The organism is Shinella sp. S4-D37 (assembly GCF_040812195.1).
Taxonomy (GTDB): domain Bacteria; phylum Pseudomonadota; class Alphaproteobacteria; order Rhizobiales; family Rhizobiaceae; genus Shinella.
Genome location: NZ_JBFNXL010000005.1, coordinates 147,501 through 168,483, shown reverse-complemented (window position 1 = coordinate 168,483; position 20,983 = coordinate 147,501). Strand labels below are relative to the sequence as shown.

Below are 20,983 nucleotides of genomic sequence, written 5' to 3'. Positions count from 1 at the left end.
ATGTCTGTCAGTTCGACATGAAGCGGTTGAGCCGGATCTCGTCGAGCAGCGAGCGCGTCACGCCGCCGAAGGCCCATTCCCTCAAACGGCTGTGTCCATAGGCGCCGGATACGACGAGATCAGCGTCGTGCCTGTCGATCAATTCGACCAGGCTTTCGCTTTCCCGGTGGCTCTCCACGGTCTCGCTGCGCGACGCAACGCCGTGCCGCGCGAGGAACGAGACCACGTCGGCGATGCCCTCGCGGGCCCATTGGTCGATCGTGGAGGCGACGGTGGCGACGACGACGTCGTTTGCATCCTGAAGCAGCGGCACGGCATCGAACACCGCCCGCCGCGCCTCCTTCGTGTCTTTCCAGGCGACGACGACCTTGCGGCCGACGCGCTGCTCCGTGCCGGCCCCCACCACCAGGAGCGGCCGGCCCGCCTGCAGGGCGACGCTTCCCGGATCAGCGGCGCGCGCCCGGTCGCCCGTCGTCGCCCCGCGCCGTGCCTGGGTAACGATGAGATCTGCCGTCCGCGCCATCTGCACGAGCGCATAGGTCGGTCCTTCCGTGGCCTGGCGCCATCCGGTCTCGACCGCGCCGGCGACCAGCCTCTCGAATTCGGCACGCAACTCCTTGAAGCGGCGCTCGTCGTCTTCCCGCATCTGCTGCATCACTTCGGTGGCGAGCGCCACGCCTTCGGGGCCCGTCACCGGCAGGTAGGCGTCGGCGGCGCAAAAGCCGATCAGGCGGGCGCCGGAGCGCTGCGCCAGCTCGCTCGCCGCCTTGACCACCGGCTCGGCCGGCCCGTCGATATCCAGGTTCACGAGAATGGATTTGTAGCTCATGGGACTGTTCCTCCGTCCTGTCTGTCGCGGCAAAGGATAGCCCCGCCGGGGGACGGCGCCTTGACGCGGATCAAGGCCCGGTCGCGGCGGCGGGCGCACAATGATAGTATCGATCCAGACCCTTGCGAAGGAGAACCGCGATGACGGATCCTCATCATGACCAGCCGGAGCGGGCGGACGCCTCCGCCGCGCTAGAAGCCGCCGACCTCTGGCGCTGCGATCTGGTGACGCGTAGCGGGCTCGTGCTGCGCATTCGCCCGGTCCGCCCCGAGGACGAGGCGGCGCTCGGCGATTTCTTCGCCCGTCTGGCGCCCGCGGACCTGCGCTTCCGTTTCCTCGGCGGCGTGCGCGAGGTGAGCCATGAGCGCCTCGTCGCGATGACGCGGGTCGATCACCGCGCGACCGAGCACTTCCTCGCCTTCGCCGAGGACAGCGGGACCATCATCGCGGCGGCGATGGTCGCCTGCGACCCGTCGACGAAAAAGGCCGAGGTGGCGATCTCGGTACGCGCGGAGGACAAGCACAAGGGCGTCGCCTGGGAAATGCTGCGCCATGCGGCCCGCTACGCGCAGGCTCGCGGCGCCGAGGCGCTGGAATCGCTGGAAAGCCGCGAGAACCGCGAGGCCATCGAGCTGGAACGCGAACAGGGCTTCCTCGCCGTTCCCTATCCCGACGATCCGACGCTCATCCTGATCCGCAAGGACCTCCGCCTCGCCTGAGCCGGGCCTTGCGGCTCACAGCTCGAATTCCTGGTCGAGACGTGGCACCACGCTTTCCCACCCGAGCTCCCGCCCGATGCGGATGCGCAGCGCCTCTGAGGCTTCCGGCTCACCGTGCACGATGAAGACCTTGCGCGGCGGGCGCGGGCAGGTGGAGAGCCAGCGCATCAGCTCGCCGGCATCGGCATGGGCCGAGAGCATGTCGAGATGCGCCACCTCCGCATTGACCGGCACCCAGGAGCCGTGGATCTTCAGTTCCCTCGCCCCGTCCTGAAGCGCGCGCCCGCGCGTGCCCGCGGCCTGGAAGCCGGCGAGCAGGATCGTGTTGCGCGCATCGGGCGCAAAGGCTTTCAGATGATGCAGCACGCGCCCGCCCGTCGTCATGCCAGAGGCGGAGATGACGATCTTGGGGAAGCGGCTGGCGCTGATCGCCTTCGACGCCTCGACGTCTCCGGTGCAGCGGGCGATGGAGAAGACGTCCCTGCAGGTCTTCGCGTCGAGGCGGTGGTCCGGCAGGTGCCGACCCATGAGCCCGGTCGCCTCGATGGCCATGGGACTGTCGAGGAACAGCGGGATCTCGCCGAGATGCCCCGCCCGCTTCAGCTTCCAAAAATAGTAGAGCAGTTCCTGCGCGCGGCCGACCGCAAAGGCCGGGATGACGAGCGTACCGCCGCGCGCGATGGTCCGCTCGGCGACCACCCGCAGCGCCTCGGCCGGGTCGCTCCTGTCGTGGATGCGGTTGCCGTAGGTGGATTCGACGAGGATATAGTCGGCCTCCACGGTAGGGGCGGGATCGGGCATCAGCGGATCGCCGTAGCGGCCGATATCGCCGGAAAAGACGATCTTTCGGTCACCCCACTCCAGTTCCACCCATGCCGCGCCGAGAATATGGCCGGCGGGATGGAAGCGGAACGACGCATCCCCGCCAAGCCGCACTCTCTGACCGAACTCGGCGGTCGAGAAATGCTCCACCGCCCGCTGCGCATCCCCGACGCCATAGAGCGGCAAAGCCGGCTGGTGCCGCGACAGCTTGTGCCGGTTGAGGAATTCGGCGTCCTTCTCCTGAAGATGGCCGCTGTCCATCAGGATCAGTTCGGCGACGTCGCGAGTGGCGGGCGTCGCATGGACCTTGCCGCGATAACCCTCGCGCACGAGGCGCGGCAGGTATCCGCAATGGTCGAGATGTGCATGGGTGAGGATCACCGCGTCGATGTCGCGCGGCGCCACCGTCAAGGGCGCCCAGTTGAGCTCGCGCAGGTTCTTCAGGCCCTGGAACAGGCCGCAATCGACAAGGATACGGTGCTCGCCGAGACGGAGGAGATGCTTGGAGCCGGTGACGGTCCCGGCACCGCCGAGCGATTTCAATGACAGCATGTCCTGCCTCCCCTTCCCCGATGTGCTCCTCGATCCGCTAAGGCGCTTCCGGCCGCGGATAGGGCCACTTCCAGTCGCGGATCTCGGGCATGTCCTCGCCGTGCTCGCGCACATAGGCATGGTGCGCGTCAAGCTTCGCCTCCAGCGCGGCGATGAGGCCGGGCCGGCGCGCGGCAAGGGTCGGCAGGCGCTCTATGGCCTCCATGGCAAGATGGTAGCGGTCGAGCCGGTTCATCACGGCCATATCGAAGGGCGTGGTCGTCGTGCCCTCCTCGATGAAGCCCCTGACGTGGAAATTCGGATGGTTGGTGCGTTTGTAGACCAGCCGGTGGATGAGATAGGGATAGCCGTGATGGGCGAAGACCACGGGCCGGTCGCGGGTGAAAATCCGGTCGAAGGCCGCATCGTCGATGCCGTGCGGGTGATGCTGCGGCGATTGCAGCGCCATCAGGTCCACGACGTTGACGACGCGGATGCGAAGGCCCGGCACCGCCTGGCGGAGCAGGTCGACCGCCGCGAGCGTCTCCATGGTCGGCACGTCGCCGGCCGCCGCCATCACTACGTCGGGTTCGAGCCCGCCTTCCGTGCCCGCCCAGTCCCAGATGCCGAGCCCGGCCTCGCAATGGCGGGTAGCCTCGTCCATCGCCAGCCATTGCGGCGCCGGCTGCTTGCCGGCCACGATGACGTTGATGCGGTTCCATGTCCGCAGGCAATGGTCGCCGACCCATAGCAGCGTGTTGGCGTCCGGCGGCAGGTAGACGCGCACGATATCCGCCCCCTTGTTGGCGACGAGGTCGATGAAGCCGGGGTCCTGATGGGAAAAGCCATTGTGGTCCTGCCGCCAGACATGGGAGGTGAGCAGGTAATTGAGCGAGGAGACGGGGCTGCGCCAGGGCAGCTCGCGCGCCACCTTCAGCCATTTCGCATGCTGGTTGAACATCGAATCGACGATGTGGATGAAGGCCTCGTAGCAGGAGAAGAAGCCGTGCCGGCCGGTAAGCAGATAACCCTCCAGCCAACCCTGGCACAGATGCTCGCTGAGCACTTCCATGACGCGGCCTTCCGGCGCGAGGTGGTCGTCCGTCTGCAGCGTCTTGGCCATCCACACCCGGTCCGTCGCCTCGAAGACGCTGGAGAGCCGGTTGGAGGCCGTCTCGTCCGGCCCGAAGACGCGGAAGTTGCGATCCGCCGCGTTCAGCTGGATCACGTCGCGCAGGTAGTCGCCGAGGATCTTCGTCGCCTGTGCCTCGACCGCGCCGGGCCGCTCCACGGCGACCGCATAGGCGCCGATATCGGGCGTGCGCAGCTCCTTGCGAAGGACGCCGCCATTGGCGTGCGGACTGGCGCCCATGCGGCGCGCGCCCGTGGGTGCCAGCGCCCGCAGCTCCGGCTTCAGGCGGCCATCCGCATCGAAGAGGTCTTCGGGATCGTAGCTGCGCATCCAGGCTTCGAGGATGTCGCGGTGGGCGGCGTTGGTGCGGCACTCGGAGACGGGCACCTGATGGGAGCGCCAATGGTTTTCCACCATCTTGCCGTCCACCTCCTTCGGCCCCGTCCAGCCCTTGGGGCTGCGCAGCACGATCATCGGCCAGCGCGGCCGGCGGGCGGGCTCGTCCTTCACCGCGGCGCGGATGGCCGCGATGCGGTCGAAGGCGGCGTCGAGCGCGGCCGCCATGGCCCTGTGCATCGCCTGCGGCTCATGCCCCTCCACGAAGATCGGGTCGTAGCCGTAGCCGGTGAAGAGATGGGCCAGCTCCTCGTCCGGCAGGCGCGCCAGCACGGTCGGGTTGGCGATCTTGTAGCCGTTGAGATGGAGGATCGGCAGCACCGTGCCGTCGCTGACGGGGCTGAGGAACTTGTTGGAATGCCAGGCGGCGGCGAGCGGGCCGGTCTCGGCCTCGCCATCCCCCACCACGCAGGCGACGACGAGGCCCGGATTGTCGAAGGCCGCGCCATAGGCATGCACCAGCGCATAGCCGAGTTCGCCGCCCTCATGGATGGAGCCGGGCGTTTCGGGGGCCGCGTGGCTCGGAATGCCGCCGGGGAAGGAGAACTGCCGGAACAGCGCCTTCAGCCCCGCCTCATCCTCGCCGATCTCGGGATAGACCTGCGAATAGGTGCCTTCCAGATAGGTATTGGCCACCATGCCCGGCCCGCCGTGGCCGGGGCCGCAGATATAGAGGACATCGGCGTCGCGCGCCCGGATGATGCGGTTGAGATGGGCATAGATGAAGTTGAGGCCCGGCGTCGTGCCCCAGTGGCCGAGAAGGCGCGGCTTCACATGCTCCGCCTTCAAAGGCTCGCGGAGCAGCGGATTGTCCATCAGGTAGATCTGGCCCACCGAAAGATAGTTGGCCGCCCGCCAGTAGCGGTCGATCAGCGCGAGGTCTTCGAGGTCAGGATCATTCGCCATGCATTCTCTCCCTGCGGCCGGATCGAAAAGGCCGACGTTCGCATTCGAGGAGATTGCGCAAATAGGCCTAATGGTCCCTGAGCAACCACGACGCCGCGTCCGACCAAGGCCGATACAAGGTCATGCGGAGCGAACTCCTGTCTTCCGTCCGATATGGTCTCACCCTAGACGTTTTCGCGCAATGGATCTTGATTTAGCTCAACGAACGGCGAGACTCGCCAAAACGTCCTCTGTCCAAGCGCGCCGCCTTACCCCGTTTGATGGCAAACTGACGTTGACTCAACATCGGAGCAATCACCGACGGCAATCGATGCTCGCCCGAATCACAGTCTACACGGAAGGCGGTCGATCACCGTCTTTGAGGAGGCGTCTTACGGCCTCGCCATCCAAAGCCTGCGCATCGAACAGCGCGTTGGTGAGCGCATCAAGCTTATCGCGGTTCTCATTGACAATCTCGACCGCCCTCGCAAATGCCTTTTCCAAGCGCGCATGGATGCGGGCTGCGAGATCGGGATTAGCATCGAGCACGGCGGTCGGGTCCTTATCATCGCGGTAGAGCAGCGGCTGGGTCGCCCCGAAGCCGAGGGACCGCTCCATGGCGAGCGCCATCTTCGTGGCCCGTGCCAGATCGCTGTCATCGGAGCCACCCGATCCGGCGGACACCTTGCCGACGACGATCTGCTCGGCGGCGCGCCCCGCCATGAGCATGGCGAGCATGTCCTCACGGTAGCCCAGCGTATCGCTGCCGGATGCGGTGAATCCGAGCTGGCTGTAGCCGCCGCCTCCGGGCGCATCGATGTTGAGCCCATGGATCGGCCCCAACCTCAAGGCATGATGTACGACTGCGTGACCAGACTCATGGATGGCGAAGCGCCAGCGCAAATCATACGGCACCTGCGGCCGGTCCATCCGGATACCATCCTCGAGATCTTCATACCGGATCGACCGCTTTTCGCGGCGGGCCTTCAGCCGCGCCTGGCGAACGATCCGCTCGATATCGGCGCCGGTCAGCCCCATCGCCCTCGTTGCCAGCCGCTTCAGAAGGGACACGGCCGCTTCAAGCGTACCCGGTTCAATGTGCTTCGATGTCATTGTCATGTCGCGGCTCCTTCCCGAGCGTCCCTCAAGGTGTGTTCGTCGCTGTCCCGATCGGCCTGGATGTTGGGTGCTTCTGCCTCGTCGGCACTCATCCCCGCGGCCTCGGAACCCACCTCATCGGCCTTGGTCTCATCCGACGCCTTTCCATCGACCAGCGATGCGAGATCATCGCCGAGATGGTGAGCGAAGATTTCCGTGAGCGTGGCGATATCCGGCAAGGAGATCTCGATATGCGTCTCCAGGCGTCCGGAGCGTTTCAGCGCATCATCGATCTCCTGGGGCCGGTTCGTCGCGCCGACGATGATCAACCCCTCGCTCTTGACCGCCCCGTCCAACAACTCGAGCGCCTTGTTAACGATGGTGTTCCAATAGTCGGCATATTCCCGTTCGGCCGGCTGCCGCTTGCCGATGCCATCGATCTCGTCGATGAACAGGATCGCCGGCGCCATGGCCCGGGCCTCGACGAAGGTCTTGCTCATCCGGTCGATGACGTCGTTGAGATGCCCGCCCTGCAGCCAAGTCGATACGGATGTGACGACCAGCGGAATCTGCAGGCTGTTGCAAAGCGCCCGAGCAAAAGTCGTCTTTCCGGTCCCGGGCGGTCCATGGAGCAGAAGTTTGGTGCTCATGTCCGACCAGGCGAGAGCGCCCGCCCTGTGATCGGCCAGATCAGCCTTCAGATCCAGCGCCCAGGTCTTGGCCTTGCCGTAACCGGCGAGCGTCTCGACCACGAGCGACGGACGATCGTTTTCTCCCGGTCCCCATGGCTCCGGCTGGATGACCTCGGCGCCTGACAGCTTGTCGCGTTTCCATCCACCGCCGCTATCTTTTCCGGATGAGGACTTCTCCGACGATTTCGCATCCTGCTTCGACTTCGATGATTTGCCAGCGCCTTTGGATGCCGGTTCGTCGTCATCATCGTCATCCTCCCGAGCGGCAACACGATTGCGCTCGGTGAGGGACGCCAGCACGGCAATGACCTGGGATGCGCTGCGCCCCGGCCGGAACGCCAGCACGACATCATCGATCGTCAGGTAATGCGCGTCGTAGGCCGTCGACCATTGCTCCAGCGCCGTGATACCGTTGGCACCATGCATCGCCTCCACCATGGCACTGAGGAAGGGATAGTCCAGCCTGCCTGCCGCAAGGCCGATGTCGGCGGCAATGGCGATGTCGGACGGGATGGCCTCCGCCTTCTCGCTGATCGCAACGACAGGATAGTCACGCGTCGTCGCATTCACCAGCCGGCGCCGAAGCGTGGCGCCGGCGATGCGCGCGATGCTATGTCCGAGGAACTGAATGTACGTACGGCCTGCACCCTCGGGTCCGGCAAAGGTGCCGTCATCATAGACGTATTCTCCATCGATGCCGCTCAAGGCGCCGCCCGGCACGAAGCCCGGTGTCTCGATGAGGCGGCGCATGGCCTGCTCAAAGCCGACGATCGGCCCATGCAGCGCGACGACAGGCGCCGACATGGCGGCAGCACGGACGATCCTGGCAAGCGGCACACGACCGTTCTCGATCGCACGGGCCAGCACGAGGGCCGCGACGATGTTGCTGATCAGCGGCGCCTTGCCCGCCCGCCCGACCAGACCGACGGCATAGGCACGGCGTTTGTGATCGATTGCCGCGACATGATCGCTGGCTGTCACTTGACCGAGCCGGTAGAGAGACGGCAGGAAAGATGTCGGCGACTTACCTTCAGTCGTTACAATGTCGGACTGCTGAGGCGGCGGCAGAAGGTAGCCGCCGAAGTTCCGACGAACCCACGCCACGTCGCGGTCGTGGTCTCCGGAAAGAGACGCGGTTTCGAAGGCTGGCGAGTAGCGCCGCAGAACGTGCCCGCCCACTTCGACGATTTTCAACGACAAGAGGCCATTGAGATGGGCGTTGCGCTGGGCTTCGCGCCGGGCGATGCGTTCGAGGCGACGCAGGAACAGGCGGGACAGCTTATTCATCGATCCGCCCCTCCGTCATCGCGGCAATAATTGCCGTTTTGCCGCTGGGCGGTTGCCCCTTGGTCGGCCATCGCTTCTTCAGACTGCCCGGTCTTGCCTGGCGACGCTCCCGGATCAGGCGGCGAAGAGGACGGGGCTTGGCCGAACCCGGACTGCCCGCATCCGGCTGAGTCGAGACCGCCAGATCGCGATTACGGCTGGAAAGCCAGTCGAGCAGCAGGCGGCAGGCCGGGTTGCCTGTATCGGCATGGGTCTGCAATCGGCCGATGACCGTATCCGGTACGAGGCCGGTCAAGCCCGTACCCTGCCGGACATGGCCGAGCGCCAGGCCGATCAGATGCGCGGGATCGTCGCCGGTCGGGCGGCCAGCACCGTATCCGAGATAGCGCAGGACAGTGCCGTGCGCACGATGGCAGACGAGGTTCTGGGACGTCGAGGACGGCGGGATCGCCTCGCAGCGGATGCGTGGCGGCACATCCGGATTGATGTCGGAAGTCATGGGAACTCCTTGACCGGACCACATTCGGGCCCAGCGCTCATAAGAAGAACAGGATGGGAAAGCTGCGGCCTTGACGCGAGGGATCACCACGCGACACCTGACGACAATCGTCAGGGCGTGGCGGTCAGGCCATCAGGCAGTAGCGAGCAATGTGCGACGGGGCTCAGTGCCTGGCAGGGCGCCGGGCAAAGCCGATCCGGATGAAGGCCGGTGTCGGCTCATCCTCATCGGACCCATCATCGAAGCCCCGTTCGTCGCGATCGTGATCATCATCGTATGAGCGCGCCGCCTGGTCTTCTTCGTAAGTCCGGCTCGGCCCGTTGAGATTGATCCGCGAGCACATGGGTGCAGGCGCGACGATCGTATTCGGCGCGAAGACAGGCTGCTCCATGTCGCCGAGCGCCTTGCGCGCCTCCGCCTCGAGAAGCTGCTGCACCCGGATGGCGAAGCGCTGGCGCAGTTCGGCCATGCAGGCGGCAACGCCGTCGATCTCCAAGAGGTCATCGAGTTCGGACAGCGCCCAGACACCACTGGCATGATCGCTCGGGCGGCTGGCGCCATCGACGATCGCGACTTCGACCGCATCCACCATCAGCCGCTTCTGGTTCTTGTAGAGCCAGTCCGGCAGGACCATGGCCGAGGCCATCATTTTGAGCTTCAGCTCCTCGAGACGGCTCGTGTCGCCATAGGATGCGAGCGACCGTTTGACGTCGAGGATGTAGGCCGTGTGCCGGGCGCGGTTCACGACGATCAGGTCCGGCGTGTAGCTGCCCTTCGCCGGTGCCTCGCAATCGAGTTTGATGCCGTCGAGGCTCGACCAATCATTCCCGGCAACAGCCTCCACCGCGGCCTTTACCAGCGGCAACTTCAGTGACTGGGTCAGGACGATGATGCTCGGGTTCGCTTTCGCCAGACGCTCGACCGCATGCTCCAGCAGCTTGCCTTCCCTGAAGGACACTGCCCGGACGAGCGAGGCGATGTTGACGTAGTGACCGAGGATCTCGTCCTCGGCCGGCTCGCCGTCGGCGATCGCGGCAATCGCACGATCAATGAGCAGATCGAGATCGACTTCGACATCGGCAAAGCGGACGAGATGCGGGTGACGGCGCAGCACTGCCGGTCCGCAACCCGCAGCCAGAACCGCATTGCGGCCGAAGCCGAACGGGCGCGGGCGGGACCCGGAAGCTGCGGCAGCTTCGGCCGCGTCGATCATGGAACGGAGAACTTCCCCATAAGGGACAGAAACGGTATTCGTGCTCATAGCCCGATTCCTTCTTACCAAGGTTGACGGTCAGGCCCTTGTCGATGTTGGCGCATCGGCTTGGGCCGCTTTGTTCCGGCCATCCGGAACAGCCGCAACCTGGCAGGACCGGCGCTCGGGCTCAAGGACCCCGGGGCCAAAAAATGAGAACGGGACCGGAACAAGGTTAACGCCGGGCTCACGGTCGCTTCGATCTGGCCATCCGCTGAGGCTCGAACGCCTGCCCGCGGCCAAAACATCTCGAGGCCGAAGCCGGGCAAGACAAAGGGCCGACAAGCGGCCCTTGAAGGTTTGGCTGGAAGGCCGACCGATCGACCTTCCAGCATGTCGAGAGCTTTACGCGGTCAGTTGCGGTGCGGATGCGCCTTCATCCAGGAGCGTTTCGCCCAAACCGTCTGCCGCCTCGTCGGCTGCCAGCGGCGGGACCGCCACGACCTGCTTGCGGACCTTGGATGTTTCGCGGCTGACGACCATCAGCCCGCCTGTCGCCTGCTCAAGCGCTTCGCCGAACCGCTCCGTGAAGCGATCCAGATCGATCTCGACCGAGGCTTCGGCCTGATCCTTGCCCTGCTCTGCTTCCGCTTCAGGGGTCAACTCGACCACATCGTCGACGGCGACCATCTTTTCTACCGATTGGGCCAGCGGCCATTTCGGCTTGCGCTCCTTCGAGATCGCCCATTCGAGGACCGGCAAGACCTCATCGCGAAGCCAACCGGGCAATTCCTTGGACTTCGGCCAGGTATCGAAGAGCCCAAGCTTCTGCAGCGTTTCGTTCACCACCGCCCACTCGGTCTTCTTCGGAAACTGGGTCGAGCGCGGATGGCGGCGCAGGTCGCTGTCCGGTTCCACGAACTGCGCCAGGCTTTCAAGTTCCATACGCGCGACACGGGCAAGATCTTCAACCTCCCTGGCCAGCGCCTCCTTGATCACCCGCTTCTGGTCCAGCGCCGCCTTGATGGCCTGCACAATGACCTCGATATGGACGATGAACAGTTTCACGCCGTCGCGGATCTTGACCGCGATCAGCGCCTTCAGGCCGGTCACACCCCCTGCTCCATGGAGGTCACCCCGGGCAGTCTTGTCCTTGGCCTCATCGCCATCGCCCAGGATGGTTTTCACATCGAGCACACGGAGACGGCCATGCTCCTCGCCATGGGCGATCGCATCGCGGATCTTCTCATGCGGCGCGTGCGCCAGATGGAACATGACAGTCGGGCTGGCCGACAGGTCGACCAGATCATCCCGGTATTCGCCGAGATTGCGCGCGACGGACATATAGGCCCTCGCAGTGCGGGCGGCCAAGCTGCACCGCCTCTTGACCCATTTGTCGAAGAGACCGTCGGCGAGCAGACCAGAAGCGGAAACAAGATGCTCCCCGAGCAGGAAGCTCTGCTCGGTCGTGCGGCGGCCGAGATCAGAGATATTCCCGGCAGCGATTTCGAGCTGGTCACGAAGAACCGCATCCGCGATCCCGAGCTTTTCATAGTGATGGGCGAAGGCGGAAGGCAGGACAAACTTGGATGCACTCACGATAAAACCTCACTGGTTACTGATAATATACGTTCGACACAAACATCGAACACACATATGGTCACCGCAACATCAGTAATTGTCAAATCGGCCATCAAGTGACACCCAAGTAAAGCCTCATTATTTACTTTCATATATACAATTAATATTTCAATTATTTCTCAAATTAACCATATTCCAGCATCACAAAATTATTTTCTACTTTTATTGATACTTAATCACCGTTTCTCCCGGATTCAGACCGCAATCAGTCGCTTCAGGCCTCGGACAAACACTTCCGTTAACAGGGCGTGGCAGGAACCGCCGCCTGGCGCGGAAAGCCCGATACGGCGGCAGTTGAGCGATATCCGGCGAAGCAGACAATCTGGCAGGCATCGTCTCAATGTGCCGGTATGTCATCTCAGCGTGCCCGCACATCGAGACAAATTGCGCATTTTTGATTCCGGTTTCCGGATTTCCGATTCAGAGCTGTGAAGCTTTGATTCCGCAAACGCCGTTTCGTCTCCGCACGTCATCTCGATCTAGCTCGACGTGCCCGCAGGCCATCTCAAGTTGCGCATCCGCGATTCCGAACCGTGGATTTCCGATTCACGAGCCGGGATTTCTGATTCCAGCACAAGCGGCGTTGCCGGTAAGGCGCTGGTCTGGCAAGGAGGCCGCAGGGCATATGGGAGTGGCATCATGGCCAGAAAGTCAGAAGAGGACCGCAATCGCGAGCAGCGCGAACGTCAGCAAAAGCTGCGTGACGCCGATCGCAAGGCAAGGCGTCCTAACCGGGACGATATTGCCCGCACGGCGCTCTTCATGACGATTTCCAGCATGGCGGCCAGGGACGCGAAAGAGGTGCTGGAGGATTTTCAGGACCGGGTGGTCAGGATGCTTGTAGAGCAGGGATTTGACGAGCGGGAGTCCGACATCGTCTTCGAGGAACTCGTCGCCAAGTATCGCACAGGCGACTGGCCGTTTCGTCGCAAGGTCCACCTTCTCCATCCCGAGGATCCCGATCGGGACGCTTGAGGCGGCGTCGGCCCGCTCTGCGCCGATCTCGACCTTTCCATCAATAGGTGCCGGTCAACGCCTGACGGCGTTTGCAGGTTCTGACACGTTTCCCCCCCGTTACTTCATAAAACGCCGTTCGATTCTGAATCGGATTTCCAGAGGTTTCACGCGCTGGGCCTGATGCTGATCGGCTTGTGCGATCGGCGCCTCACTTCAGATGTCGGCTCTAAACCGTTGCATTTTCGCAACACCAAACCGAATCGAGTGGTTACCAGTGCGTAAGTGCCGATCGCCGCTCCGGAGCAAGTCTCGACTTTTCAACGAGATGGCGTGTCCCATTTTGAGAATGCCCCCTGAATTCACTCAAATTACCTCAACGATTACAGATACTTGCTAAAAGATAACGCCTGTGATTAGTGGCAGGCAGCGATGTTCAACCCAGGCCAGTCCAAGGAACGGAAGGAGGCGCCCATGTTCGATTACCGTCATGTTGATGGCGCCATTATGCCGCCGTCAGGAGACCTTGTGTGCCGGACACCCACCTCGGGGTTCTGCACCGGCCGCATGCGCGATGACGCCCTGCGCGCGGATCTTCGTCGACGACGACGAAGATCTGCTCACGAAAGGAGTCATCATGTCGCATACCCCTACCCCTCCCTCGCAGGAAGAGACCTCCAAGCGCGCGCGCTCTGAGGGCGATCGCCAGAACAATGTTCTGGCGTTCCCCTTCGACAAGACGAGTGCTGCCCGCAGCATTCAGGCGGAACTCGCTCGGCGCGCAAGTGCTCCGGTAAAACCGGCGGCGACCAAACCCCTACCCGATGTCGGAGCGATCAAGACCCGCTACCTTCACGACGTCGTCAAGGATACCAGGTCCCGCCTGTATGACGGACTGTGCGTCATCGCGTCCATCGCCGGCGTGACCGTGTCTCAGGCCGCCGATGCGATCCGCCAGGTGCGGTACGGCGCGCGCTGGCTCGACTTCTCGTACACACCGCCTGTCAAATGGGTGAGTGCTCACGAGATCGAGCAGGCCCTGCGCCTGGTCGGATATGTGGGAAAGTGGCGCTACGTTCCCGACCGGCCGACGCTTGCTGCCTACCTGAATGGTCGCACCGGAATGGAGCGTGACTACCCTTGCGTCGTGTCTCTCAGCACGCACTGCGTTGCCGTGAGCGGCGGTGTCTTCTGTGATGTCTTCAGCGGCGGAGTCGTCGTCGACATCGATGACGCCGAAGGTCGCCGCAAGAGGGTCGGCCGCGTTCTGGTGCTGACCGAGCGGATCGCGCCCTCGGCGATCGCCACCAGGGACCCGGCGCCGAAGAAGGCGGGTGAGAACGGCAAGGCGATCCGCCTTTTGCGCGAGGCAATCAAGGCTGAGACGGGAGCAACCCGTATCAGGCTCACCCCGAACGAGGTCTTCGTGACCGGCCCGGCCGAAGCCGGCTGGCACTGGCTGGGCAATCGCGACAGTATCGAGGACCAGATCCTCATGCCGCGACCCGACAACCGTCTCGCCGGCAATACCGGGGCAGCCGCGGCCTACCGCGCCGTAATGGGTTACTAGCCGCGTCCGTGCGGCCGGCGTGACCGCGGCAATTATTGCCGCGCGCAATCACCCTCGGCGCCGCCCCATCACGCACCACCGCCAGACCATGAAGGACTGGCGGCTGGCGCGGGCTCCCAAGCGATCCGCGCCAGGCTAACATGTCCCCCAAAATCATTTCTCAAGCTCCAGGAGCCCCCATGACAAAGAAAGTCCTGCTCTACCTCCGCAACTCGGCCGATACGCTGCACACCGCCTGCGCCGATTCGCAGCGTTATTATGCCGAGACCTTCATCCGGAAGAACGGCTGGAAACTGGAACTGACCTGCCGTGACGAAGACATCGGCGGGGTCGTGTTTACCGCACAGCCCGGCATCCACAAGCTCCTCGAAGAGGTCGATATCGGATCGATCGATATCGTCCTGTGCCATACGCTGGACCGCTTGTGCTCGCGCTTTGCCGTCGCGGAACGGCTGCTGCATGAACTCGAAGCGAAAGGCATCGAAGTCTGGGCCGCCGATCCCGGTGTGCGGATCAAGGCCGCAGATCTCATCGACCACTACTACAACAACCCCGACGGAACGCTCGCACGAGGGCGCCGTCGTTCGCCGATGCCCGATGACCTCTATGAGGCCGAGCACCTTGTACCGCTGCCCTACGGCTACCGCTACACCGGAGCCCACAATGCCGATGGGACGTATATTTTCGGGTTCAGGGTTCTCGAACACGAGACCGCCGCAGTCGTCCTGCGGATTTTCCAGATGTATGCCGACGGAATGTCGCCGGCAAAAATCGCCGACGCCCTGAACGCTCAAGGCATTCCCGGCCCCCACGGTAGGATGTGGCGTGACGCCACCATCCGCGGCGGCCGCGATCGGCGAACCGGCATCCTCAATGACGAGATCTATATCGGCCGGTCCTGGGTACCGGGCCGTGAGTACGATTTCGCGCCTGCCTTGCGAATCGTCGGCGACGAACTCTGGAGGCGCGTGAAGCTGCGCCAGGATTTCGCCTGCCGGCGTGCTGCGGCATCGCCGTAACGCCCTCGCCGAGACATCAGACTGGCCGGCGCTGCCGGCCAGTGTTCCCCACGATATTGTTTGAGATGGAATTCAGACCGTGACCAAGAACGTCCTGTTTTATGCCCGCTACTCCACCGACCGCCAGCACGAAGTGTCGATCGAAACGCAGATCGAGCTGGGCGAAGCCTTCGTCAAGCAGAAGGGCTGGAAACTGGTCGCCACCTATTCCGATGCCGCGGTCAGCGGCACGAGCTATCAACTCCGCCCTGGCATCCAGAGCCTGATGGCGCATGTGAAGCGCGAGCGCATTGATGTCGTGCTTTGCGTCACGGTCGACCGCCTGTCGCGCGACATCGAGCACAGCGCCAAGATCCTCAAGGAACTGCGCTACCGCGACGCCGACATCTGGACCGTCCATGCCGGCACGCCGGTCACCGATCTTGAGATGGCGCTCAGAGCCGCACTCAGCCATGAACTGGTTGAGCAGATCCGTTACCGCACCCGCGAAGGCATGAAGACCGCCGTGAAGAAGGGCAAGGCGTCGACCTGCCTCGCTTACGGCTACAAGCTGTCGCAGCAGCGCGATGCCAATGGTGACCGCATCCGGGGTCTGCGGGATATCGAACCGGTCAAGGCGGAAGTCGTTCGCCGCATCTATCAGCTCTATGCCGACGGGATGTCTCCGCGCGACATCGCGCACCTCCTCAACAATGAAGGCGTCCCCGGCCCGCGCGGCCGCAAGTGGCGCGATACGGCGATCCGCGGCCATGTCCGCCGTGGCAGCGGCATTCTCAACAACGAGAGCTATATCGGCCGCATCGTCTGGAACAGGCGCCAGTACCGCAAAAATCCGGAGACCGAACGACGAACCGCCCGTGCCAACGACGCCACCGAGTGGGTATTCAAGGACGTCCCGGAGATGCGCATCGTATCGGATGAGCTGTGGCAGCGCGTCAAGGAGCGGCAGAGGCAAGTGGGCGAGCTGTTCGATTTCGGGCAGAGCAACCGGCTCAATGCGACGCACCGGCCGGAGTATCTTCTGAGCGGCATGCTCGAATGCGCGGAATGCGGCGGTCCCTACGCCATTTCGGGCAAGGATCGTTATAGCTGTACGAACCGGAAGAAGCGCCTGCCGATCGACGACCTCGGCGGCGCCTGCTGCGGCAACAGCAAGACGATCACCCGCCACGAACTGGAAGAGCGTGTCCTCAACTGCATTCCGGCCGCCTTCTACTCGCTCGACATCTTCGACCGGATTTCGCAGAAGATGGTCGCGCACGAGGTGAGCAAGCTGGAGAGCGCTCCCTCCCGGAAGAACCAGTTGACCGCCGAGCTTGCGACCATCAAGTCGCAGCAGGCAAGCCTGATGCAGCAGATCCGGGACCGGCATGCCGAAGGCCGGCCGCGTCTTGCGATCCTCGACGACCACCTGGATGAGCTGGAAGTCAATCGTGAGAGGCTGGTCATGGAACTTTCCGCGGCCGAAGAGCCCGCTGCGGAAGGTTTTCAGGAGAAGATCGCCAGGCTGAAGGCGCAGTTCAATGCGGCCAACACCGAGATCGCCATCCGCAAGCTTCTCTTCCTCGCCCGCAACAATGCCGACGAACAGGCCAAGCGCCGGCTGATGCCGATCGTGCGGGACCTGATCCAGACGGTCGTCATCGGCAAGACGCCGGGTCACCAGCCGGCATCCCTGCAGGTCCATGGCGACATCGCCAATATCATGGCCTCGATGGATGTGATCGACATCATGCAGCAGCAGTTCGTCGCCGCCGCCCAGAACGATCTGATGGCCCGTATTGCTTCGGGTGAGATCGACACGGAGCACAAAAAGAAAAAGCTCCTCGAGGCTTACGCCGAGGAGCTTTTGCGCAAATATCCCGAATGGGAGAATTTGCAAGTCTCAGTGGTTGCGGGGGCAGGATTTGAACCTGCGGCCTTCAGGTTATGAGCCTGACGAGCTACCGGGCTGCTCCACCCCGCGTTATTGTTTTGTTTTTGCTTATCACGCAAAAGGGCCGCTTTGAGGGCGGCCCGCTTTCGGCTTGGGCCGACGTTTGTTTGGAGAAGATTGTTGATTGCCTTTAGCAGACCTGGCAGCGACCTACTCTCCCGCGTCTTGAGACGAAGTACCATTGGCGCTGGGGCGTTTCACGGCCGTGTTCGGAATGGGAACGGGTGCGGCCACCCCGCCATGACCACCAGGTCGGCTAAGGGCAATCAATTGAGAAGCTGGTAGAAGGCAGAGCCTTCGTTTGTCTTAATTTTGTGAACACGTCTTGTTTGACCTTGCCAGACGCCTTCGGCCGGGGGCCGCAAGCGCAGAGCGCGTCGCCAATCGTCTGGCGCGCCGTCCGCAGGGCAGCGATCGTGAGATCGCGGTGCGCCCGTGAGGACATAAGATCGGCATCATCAGTGCAGCGATGCTGCGCTGATGAGCATGAACAATGAGAACGATCAAGCCAATCGAGCTATTAGTACCGGTAAGCTTCACACATTGCTGCGCTTCCACACCCGGCCTATCAACGTGGTCGTCTTCCACGGCTCTCAAGGGAATACTCGTTTTCAGGTTGGTTTCCCGCTTAGATGCCTTCAGCGGTTATCCATTCCATATATAGCTACCCTGCTATGCCCTTGGCAGGACAACAGGTCCACCAGAGATATGTCCATCCCGGTCCTCTCGTACTAGGGACAGATCCTGTCAATATTCCTACACCCACGGCAGATAGGGACCGAACTGTCTCACGACGTTCTGAACCCAGCTCACGTACCGCTTTAATTGGCGAACAGCCAAACCCTTGGGACCTGCTCCAGCCCCAGGATGCGATGAGCCGACATCGAGGTGCCAAACAACCCCGTCGATATGGACTCTTGGGGGTCATCAGCCTGTTATCCCCGGCGTACCTTTTATCCGTTGAGCGATGGCCCTTCCACGCGGGACCACCGGATCACTATGACCGACTTTCGTCTCTGCTCGACTTGTCAGTCTCGCAGTCAGGCGGGCTTATGCCATTGCACTCGACGACCGATTTCCGACCGGTCTGAGCCCACCATCGCGCGCCTCCGTTACTCTTTCGGAGGCGACCGCCCCAGTCAAACTACCCACCATACACTGTCCCGGACCCGGATGACGGGCCGCGGTTAGACATCCATGACGATAAGGGTGGTATTTCAAGGATGGCTCCACGCAAACTGGCGTCCGCGCTTCAAAGCCTACCACCTATCCTACACATGCCGACACGAATGCCAGTGTAAAGCTATAGTAAAGGTGCACGGGGTCTTTCCGTCTAACCGCAGGAACCCCGCATCTTCACGGGGAATTCAATTTCACTGAGTCTCTGCTGGAGACAGCGGGGAAGTCGTTACGCCATTCGTGCAGGTCGGAACTTACCCGACAAGGAATTTCGCTACCTTAGGACCGTTATAGTTACGGCCGCCGTTTACTGGGGCTTCGATTCAAAGCTTGCACCTCTCCTCTTAACCTTCCAGCACCGGGCAGGCGTCAGACCCTATACGTCGTCTTGCGACTTCGCAGAGCCCTGTGTTTTTGATAAACAGTCGCTACCCCCTGGTCTGTGCCACCCCACTCCACTTGCGTAAAATGGGGTCACGCTTCTTCCGAAGTTACGCGTGCAATTTGCCGAGTTCCTTCAGCAGAGTTCTCTCAAGCGCCTTGGTATGCTCTACCTGACCACCTGTGTCGGTTTCGGGTACGGTCTATACGGTGGAGCTATTTCCTGGAACCTCTTCGCCGCACAACCAATCCAATAAGGATGTACGACATACGAGATCCGTCACTACCACCAGGCCCACGAATATTAACGTGGTTCCCATCGACTACGCGTGTCCGCCTCGTCTTAGGGGCCGGCTAACCCTGCTCAGATTAACTTTAAGCAGGAACCCTTGGTCTTTCGGCGAGAGGGTCTCTCACCCTCTTTATCGTTACTCATGTCAACATTCGCACTTCCGATACCTCCAGGGCTCCTCACGGATACCCCTTCGCAGGCTTACGGAACGCTCCGCTACCACTTGCAGTAAACTGCAAATCCTCAGCTTCGGTGCATGGCTTTAGCCCCGTTACATTTTCGGCGCAAAGACCCTTATTTAGACCAGTGAGCTGTTACGCTTTCTTTAAATGATGGCTGCTTCTAAGCCAACATCCTGGTTGTTTTGGGATCCTCACATCCTTTCCCACTTAGCCATGACTTGGGGACCTTAGCTGGAGGTCAGGGTTGTTGCCCTTTTCACGACGGACGTTAGCACCCGCCGTGTGTCTGCCGACTAGTACTCCTCGGTATTCGGAGTTTGGTTAGGATCAGTAAGACGGTGAGTCCCCATAGCCCATCCAGTGCTCTACCCCCGAGGGTATTCGGTCGACGCTCTACCTAAATAGATTTCGCGGAGAACCAGCTATCTCCGAGTTTGATTGGCCTTTCACCCCTAGCCACAAGTCATCCCGATCTATTGCAACAGATATGGGTTCGGTCCTCCAGTTGGTGTTACCCAACCTTCAACCTGCTCATGGCTAGATCACTCGGTTTCGGGTCTAATGCGTCGAACTGAACGCCCTGTTCAGACTCGCTTTCGCTGCGCCTACACCTACCGGCTTAAGCTTGCTCGACACACTAAGTCGTTGACCCATTATACAAAAGGTACGCTGTCAGGCTTGCGCCCTCCAACTGCTTGTAGGCAACCGGTTTCAGGTTCTATTTCACTCCCCTTGTCGGGGTGCTTTTCACCTTTCCCTCACGGTACTTGTTCGCTATCGGTCATGCACGAGTACTTAGGCTTGGAGAGTGGTCTCCCCATGTTCAGACAGGATTTCACGTGTCCCGCCCTACTCAAGGACAATGCCTGTTCTACGTGTACGGGGCTATCACCCGCTGAGGCCGGACTTTCCATTCCGTTCCACTTTATTCAGCATTGCCACTGGCCTGGTCCGCGTTCGCTCGCCACTACTTACGGAGTCTCGGTTGATGTCCTTTCCTGCAGGTACTTAGATGTTTCAGTTCCCTGCGTTCGCTTCTTACCCCTATGTATTCAGGATAAGATACCTTATTTCAATGCTTGGAAACCTAAGCCGTACCGAAGTACAACTTAAATTCTCCAAGCATTTAAGGTGGGTTTCCCCATTCGGAAATCCATGGATCAAAGCTTATTCGCAGCTCCCCACGGCTTATCGCAGCGTATCACGTCCTTCATCGCCTGTGCATGCCAAGGCATCCACCAATTGCCCTTACGACACTTAATCGTTCTCATTGTCTATGCTCACCATCTATTGGATTTGGAATTCCTTGCCCCTTCGCTTGCGCTCAGGGGGTTCCAAATCTGACCATACGGACAAGCCGCATGTGCCAGACCCAAAGATCGGGCTACCTTTTACAACCCAATCCGATCAATGATGCCATCGACGTGTTCGACAGACCGCTTTATTGGAGCTACGCCGAGCAGCTCGCTTGCAGCCTGTCATTAAGACCAGCTTCTCGAGATCAAATCCGGTACCGTGCGGTTAGACAACAGTAATCCGATCACCCGTCAGAAGCAGCACAAGGCTGCCAACAACGAACGATCTAGAGCGACAAGCTTCCTTCCTCCTCCAATCCCTCACCAATCTCCGGCCGGCTAGGCCATCGAAAGGTTCACCGGGAAAGGTCTCGGACGCCTTGGGTCAAAAACCCAAAACACCTGGAAGCCTCCAGATCAATCTTCTCTTCACAATGTATGCAGAACAGGCG

Annotated in this window: 13 protein-coding genes, 1 tRNA gene and 2 rRNA genes; 5 read left to right on the top strand and 11 right to left on the bottom strand. The window is 61.9% G+C overall.

Translation table 11 applies throughout. The annotated features are described in order from the left end of the window. Positions 1-7 precede the first annotated feature (7 nt). Positions 8-829 carry a universal stress protein gene (locus tag AB3G45_RS08275; protein ID WP_117371534.1) on the bottom strand — a complete coding sequence of 274 codons (822 nt, stop codon included), beginning with the start codon at positions 827-829 and terminating at the stop codon, positions 8-10. 140 nt (positions 830-969) lie between these two features. On the opposite strand from AB3G45_RS08275, the gene AB3G45_RS08270 reads away from it, so the two are divergent. Then, positions 970-1,548, top strand: a complete 579-nt coding sequence (locus AB3G45_RS08270) for an N-acetyltransferase family protein (RefSeq protein WP_367830124.1) — start codon at positions 970-972, stop codon at positions 1,546-1,548. A 15-nt stretch (positions 1,549-1,563) separates the two neighbouring features. Here AB3G45_RS08270 and AB3G45_RS08265 read toward each other — a convergent pair whose 3' ends face one another. From AB3G45_RS08265 to AB3G45_RS08235, 7 genes are all read right to left on the bottom strand, one after another. Then, positions 1,564-2,922, bottom strand: coding sequence for an MBL fold metallo-hydrolase RNA specificity domain-containing protein (locus tag AB3G45_RS08265; RefSeq protein ID WP_367830123.1), 1,359 nt, complete (start codon positions 2,920-2,922; stop codon positions 1,564-1,566). Positions 2,923-2,959: 37 nt separating this feature from the next. Next, the gene (locus AB3G45_RS08260) at positions 2,960-5,335 is read right to left on the bottom strand and encodes a phosphoketolase (RefSeq protein ID WP_367830122.1); all 2,376 of its coding nucleotides are present in this window, start codon (positions 5,333-5,335) and stop codon (positions 2,960-2,962) included. A gap of 330 nt (positions 5,336-5,665) precedes the next feature. Continuing rightward, complete coding sequence (locus AB3G45_RS08255; RefSeq protein WP_117371538.1) at positions 5,666-6,433, bottom strand: ATP-dependent Zn protease; 768 nt, start codon at positions 6,431-6,433, stop codon at positions 5,666-5,668. Then, a complete protein-coding gene (locus AB3G45_RS08250; protein WP_367830121.1) occupies positions 6,430-8,391 on the bottom strand; it encodes an AAA family ATPase in 1,962 nt (653 codons plus the stop codon). The genes AB3G45_RS08255 and AB3G45_RS08250 overlap by 4 nt, the downstream gene beginning before the upstream one ends. After that, complete coding sequence (locus AB3G45_RS08245; protein WP_160787995.1) at positions 8,384-8,890, bottom strand: hypothetical protein; 507 nt, start codon at positions 8,888-8,890, stop codon at positions 8,384-8,386. The genes AB3G45_RS08250 and AB3G45_RS08245 overlap by 8 nt, the downstream gene beginning before the upstream one ends. Positions 8,891-9,053: 163 nt before the next feature. Then, positions 9,054-10,151 carry a hypothetical protein gene (locus tag AB3G45_RS08240; protein ID WP_367830120.1) on the bottom strand — a complete coding sequence of 366 codons (1,098 nt, stop codon included), beginning with the start codon at positions 10,149-10,151 and terminating at the stop codon, positions 9,054-9,056. 336 nt (positions 10,152-10,487) lie between these two features. After that, positions 10,488-11,681 (bottom strand): hypothetical protein, encoded by a 1,194-nt coding sequence (locus AB3G45_RS08235; RefSeq protein WP_206366714.1) that lies wholly within the window; start codon positions 11,679-11,681, stop codon positions 10,488-10,490. 681 nt (positions 11,682-12,362) lie between these two features. Here AB3G45_RS08235 and AB3G45_RS08230 point away from each other — a divergent pair. The 4 genes from AB3G45_RS08230 to AB3G45_RS08215 all read left to right on the top strand — a co-directional run bounded on the left by AB3G45_RS08230 (position 12,363) and on the right by AB3G45_RS08215 (position 17,199). Beyond that, positions 12,363-12,698: a hypothetical protein gene (locus tag AB3G45_RS08230; RefSeq protein WP_117371542.1), complete on the top strand. Its 336-nt coding sequence runs from the start codon at positions 12,363-12,365 to the stop codon at positions 12,696-12,698. Positions 12,699-13,251: 553 nt separating this feature from the next. Continuing rightward, the gene (locus tag AB3G45_RS08225) at positions 13,252-14,247 is read left to right on the top strand and encodes a hypothetical protein (protein WP_367830119.1); all 996 of its coding nucleotides are present in this window, start codon (positions 13,252-13,254) and stop codon (positions 14,245-14,247) included. Positions 14,248-14,426: 179 nt separating this feature from the next. Next, positions 14,427-15,266: a recombinase family protein gene (locus tag AB3G45_RS08220; RefSeq protein ID WP_367830118.1), complete on the top strand. Its 840-nt coding sequence runs from the start codon at positions 14,427-14,429 to the stop codon at positions 15,264-15,266. Positions 15,267-15,345: 79 nt separating this feature from the next. After that, on the top strand, positions 15,346-17,199 hold the full coding sequence (locus AB3G45_RS08215) for a recombinase family protein (protein WP_367833536.1): 1,854 nt from the start codon (positions 15,346-15,348) through the stop codon (positions 17,197-17,199). On the opposite strand, the gene AB3G45_RS08210 is transcribed toward AB3G45_RS08215, so the two are convergent. The 3 genes from AB3G45_RS08210 to AB3G45_RS08200 form a co-directional block, all read right to left on the bottom strand. Beyond that, positions 17,156-17,232, bottom strand: a tRNA-Met gene (locus AB3G45_RS08210). The two genes, AB3G45_RS08215 and AB3G45_RS08210, sit on opposite strands and share 44 nt — an antisense overlap. A gap of 107 nt (positions 17,233-17,339) precedes the next feature. Further along, positions 17,340-17,454, bottom strand: a 5S ribosomal RNA gene (gene rrf, locus AB3G45_RS08205). Between the two features lie 247 nt (positions 17,455-17,701). Further along, positions 17,702-20,499: ribosomal RNA gene (locus AB3G45_RS08200) — 23S ribosomal RNA — on the bottom strand. Between the last annotated feature and the right edge of the window lie 484 nt (positions 20,500-20,983).

Bases quoted from the DNA above. Each gene is read 5' to 3' on its own strand.
- AB3G45_RS08275 (WP_117371534.1), bottom strand. From the start codon at position 829: ATGAGCTACAAATCCATTCTCGTGAACCTGGATATCGACGGGCCGGCC.
- AB3G45_RS08270 (WP_367830124.1), top strand. From the start codon at position 970: ATGACGGATCCTCATCATGACCAGCCGGAGCGGGCGGACGCCTCCGCC.
- AB3G45_RS08265 (WP_367830123.1), bottom strand. From the start codon at position 2,922: ATGCTGTCATTGAAATCGCTCGGCGGTGCCGGGACCGTCACCGGCTCC.
- AB3G45_RS08260 (WP_367830122.1), bottom strand. From the start codon at position 5,335: ATGGCGAATGATCCTGACCTCGAAGACCTCGCGCTGATCGACCGCTAC.
- AB3G45_RS08255 (WP_117371538.1), bottom strand. From the start codon at position 6,433: ATGACAATGACATCGAAGCACATTGAACCGGGTACGCTTGAAGCGGCC.
- AB3G45_RS08250 (WP_367830121.1), bottom strand. From the start codon at position 8,391: ATGAATAAGCTGTCCCGCCTGTTCCTGCGTCGCCTCGAACGCATCGCC.
- AB3G45_RS08245 (WP_160787995.1), bottom strand. From the start codon at position 8,890: ATGACTTCCGACATCAATCCGGATGTGCCGCCACGCATCCGCTGCGAG.
- AB3G45_RS08240 (WP_367830120.1), bottom strand. From the start codon at position 10,151: ATGAGCACGAATACCGTTTCTGTCCCTTATGGGGAAGTTCTCCGTTCC.
- AB3G45_RS08230 (WP_117371542.1), top strand. From the start codon at position 12,363: ATGGCCAGAAAGTCAGAAGAGGACCGCAATCGCGAGCAGCGCGAACGT.
- AB3G45_RS08225 (WP_367830119.1), top strand. From the start codon at position 13,252: ATGACGCCCTGCGCGCGGATCTTCGTCGACGACGACGAAGATCTGCTC.
- AB3G45_RS08220 (WP_367830118.1), top strand. From the start codon at position 14,427: ATGACAAAGAAAGTCCTGCTCTACCTCCGCAACTCGGCCGATACGCTG.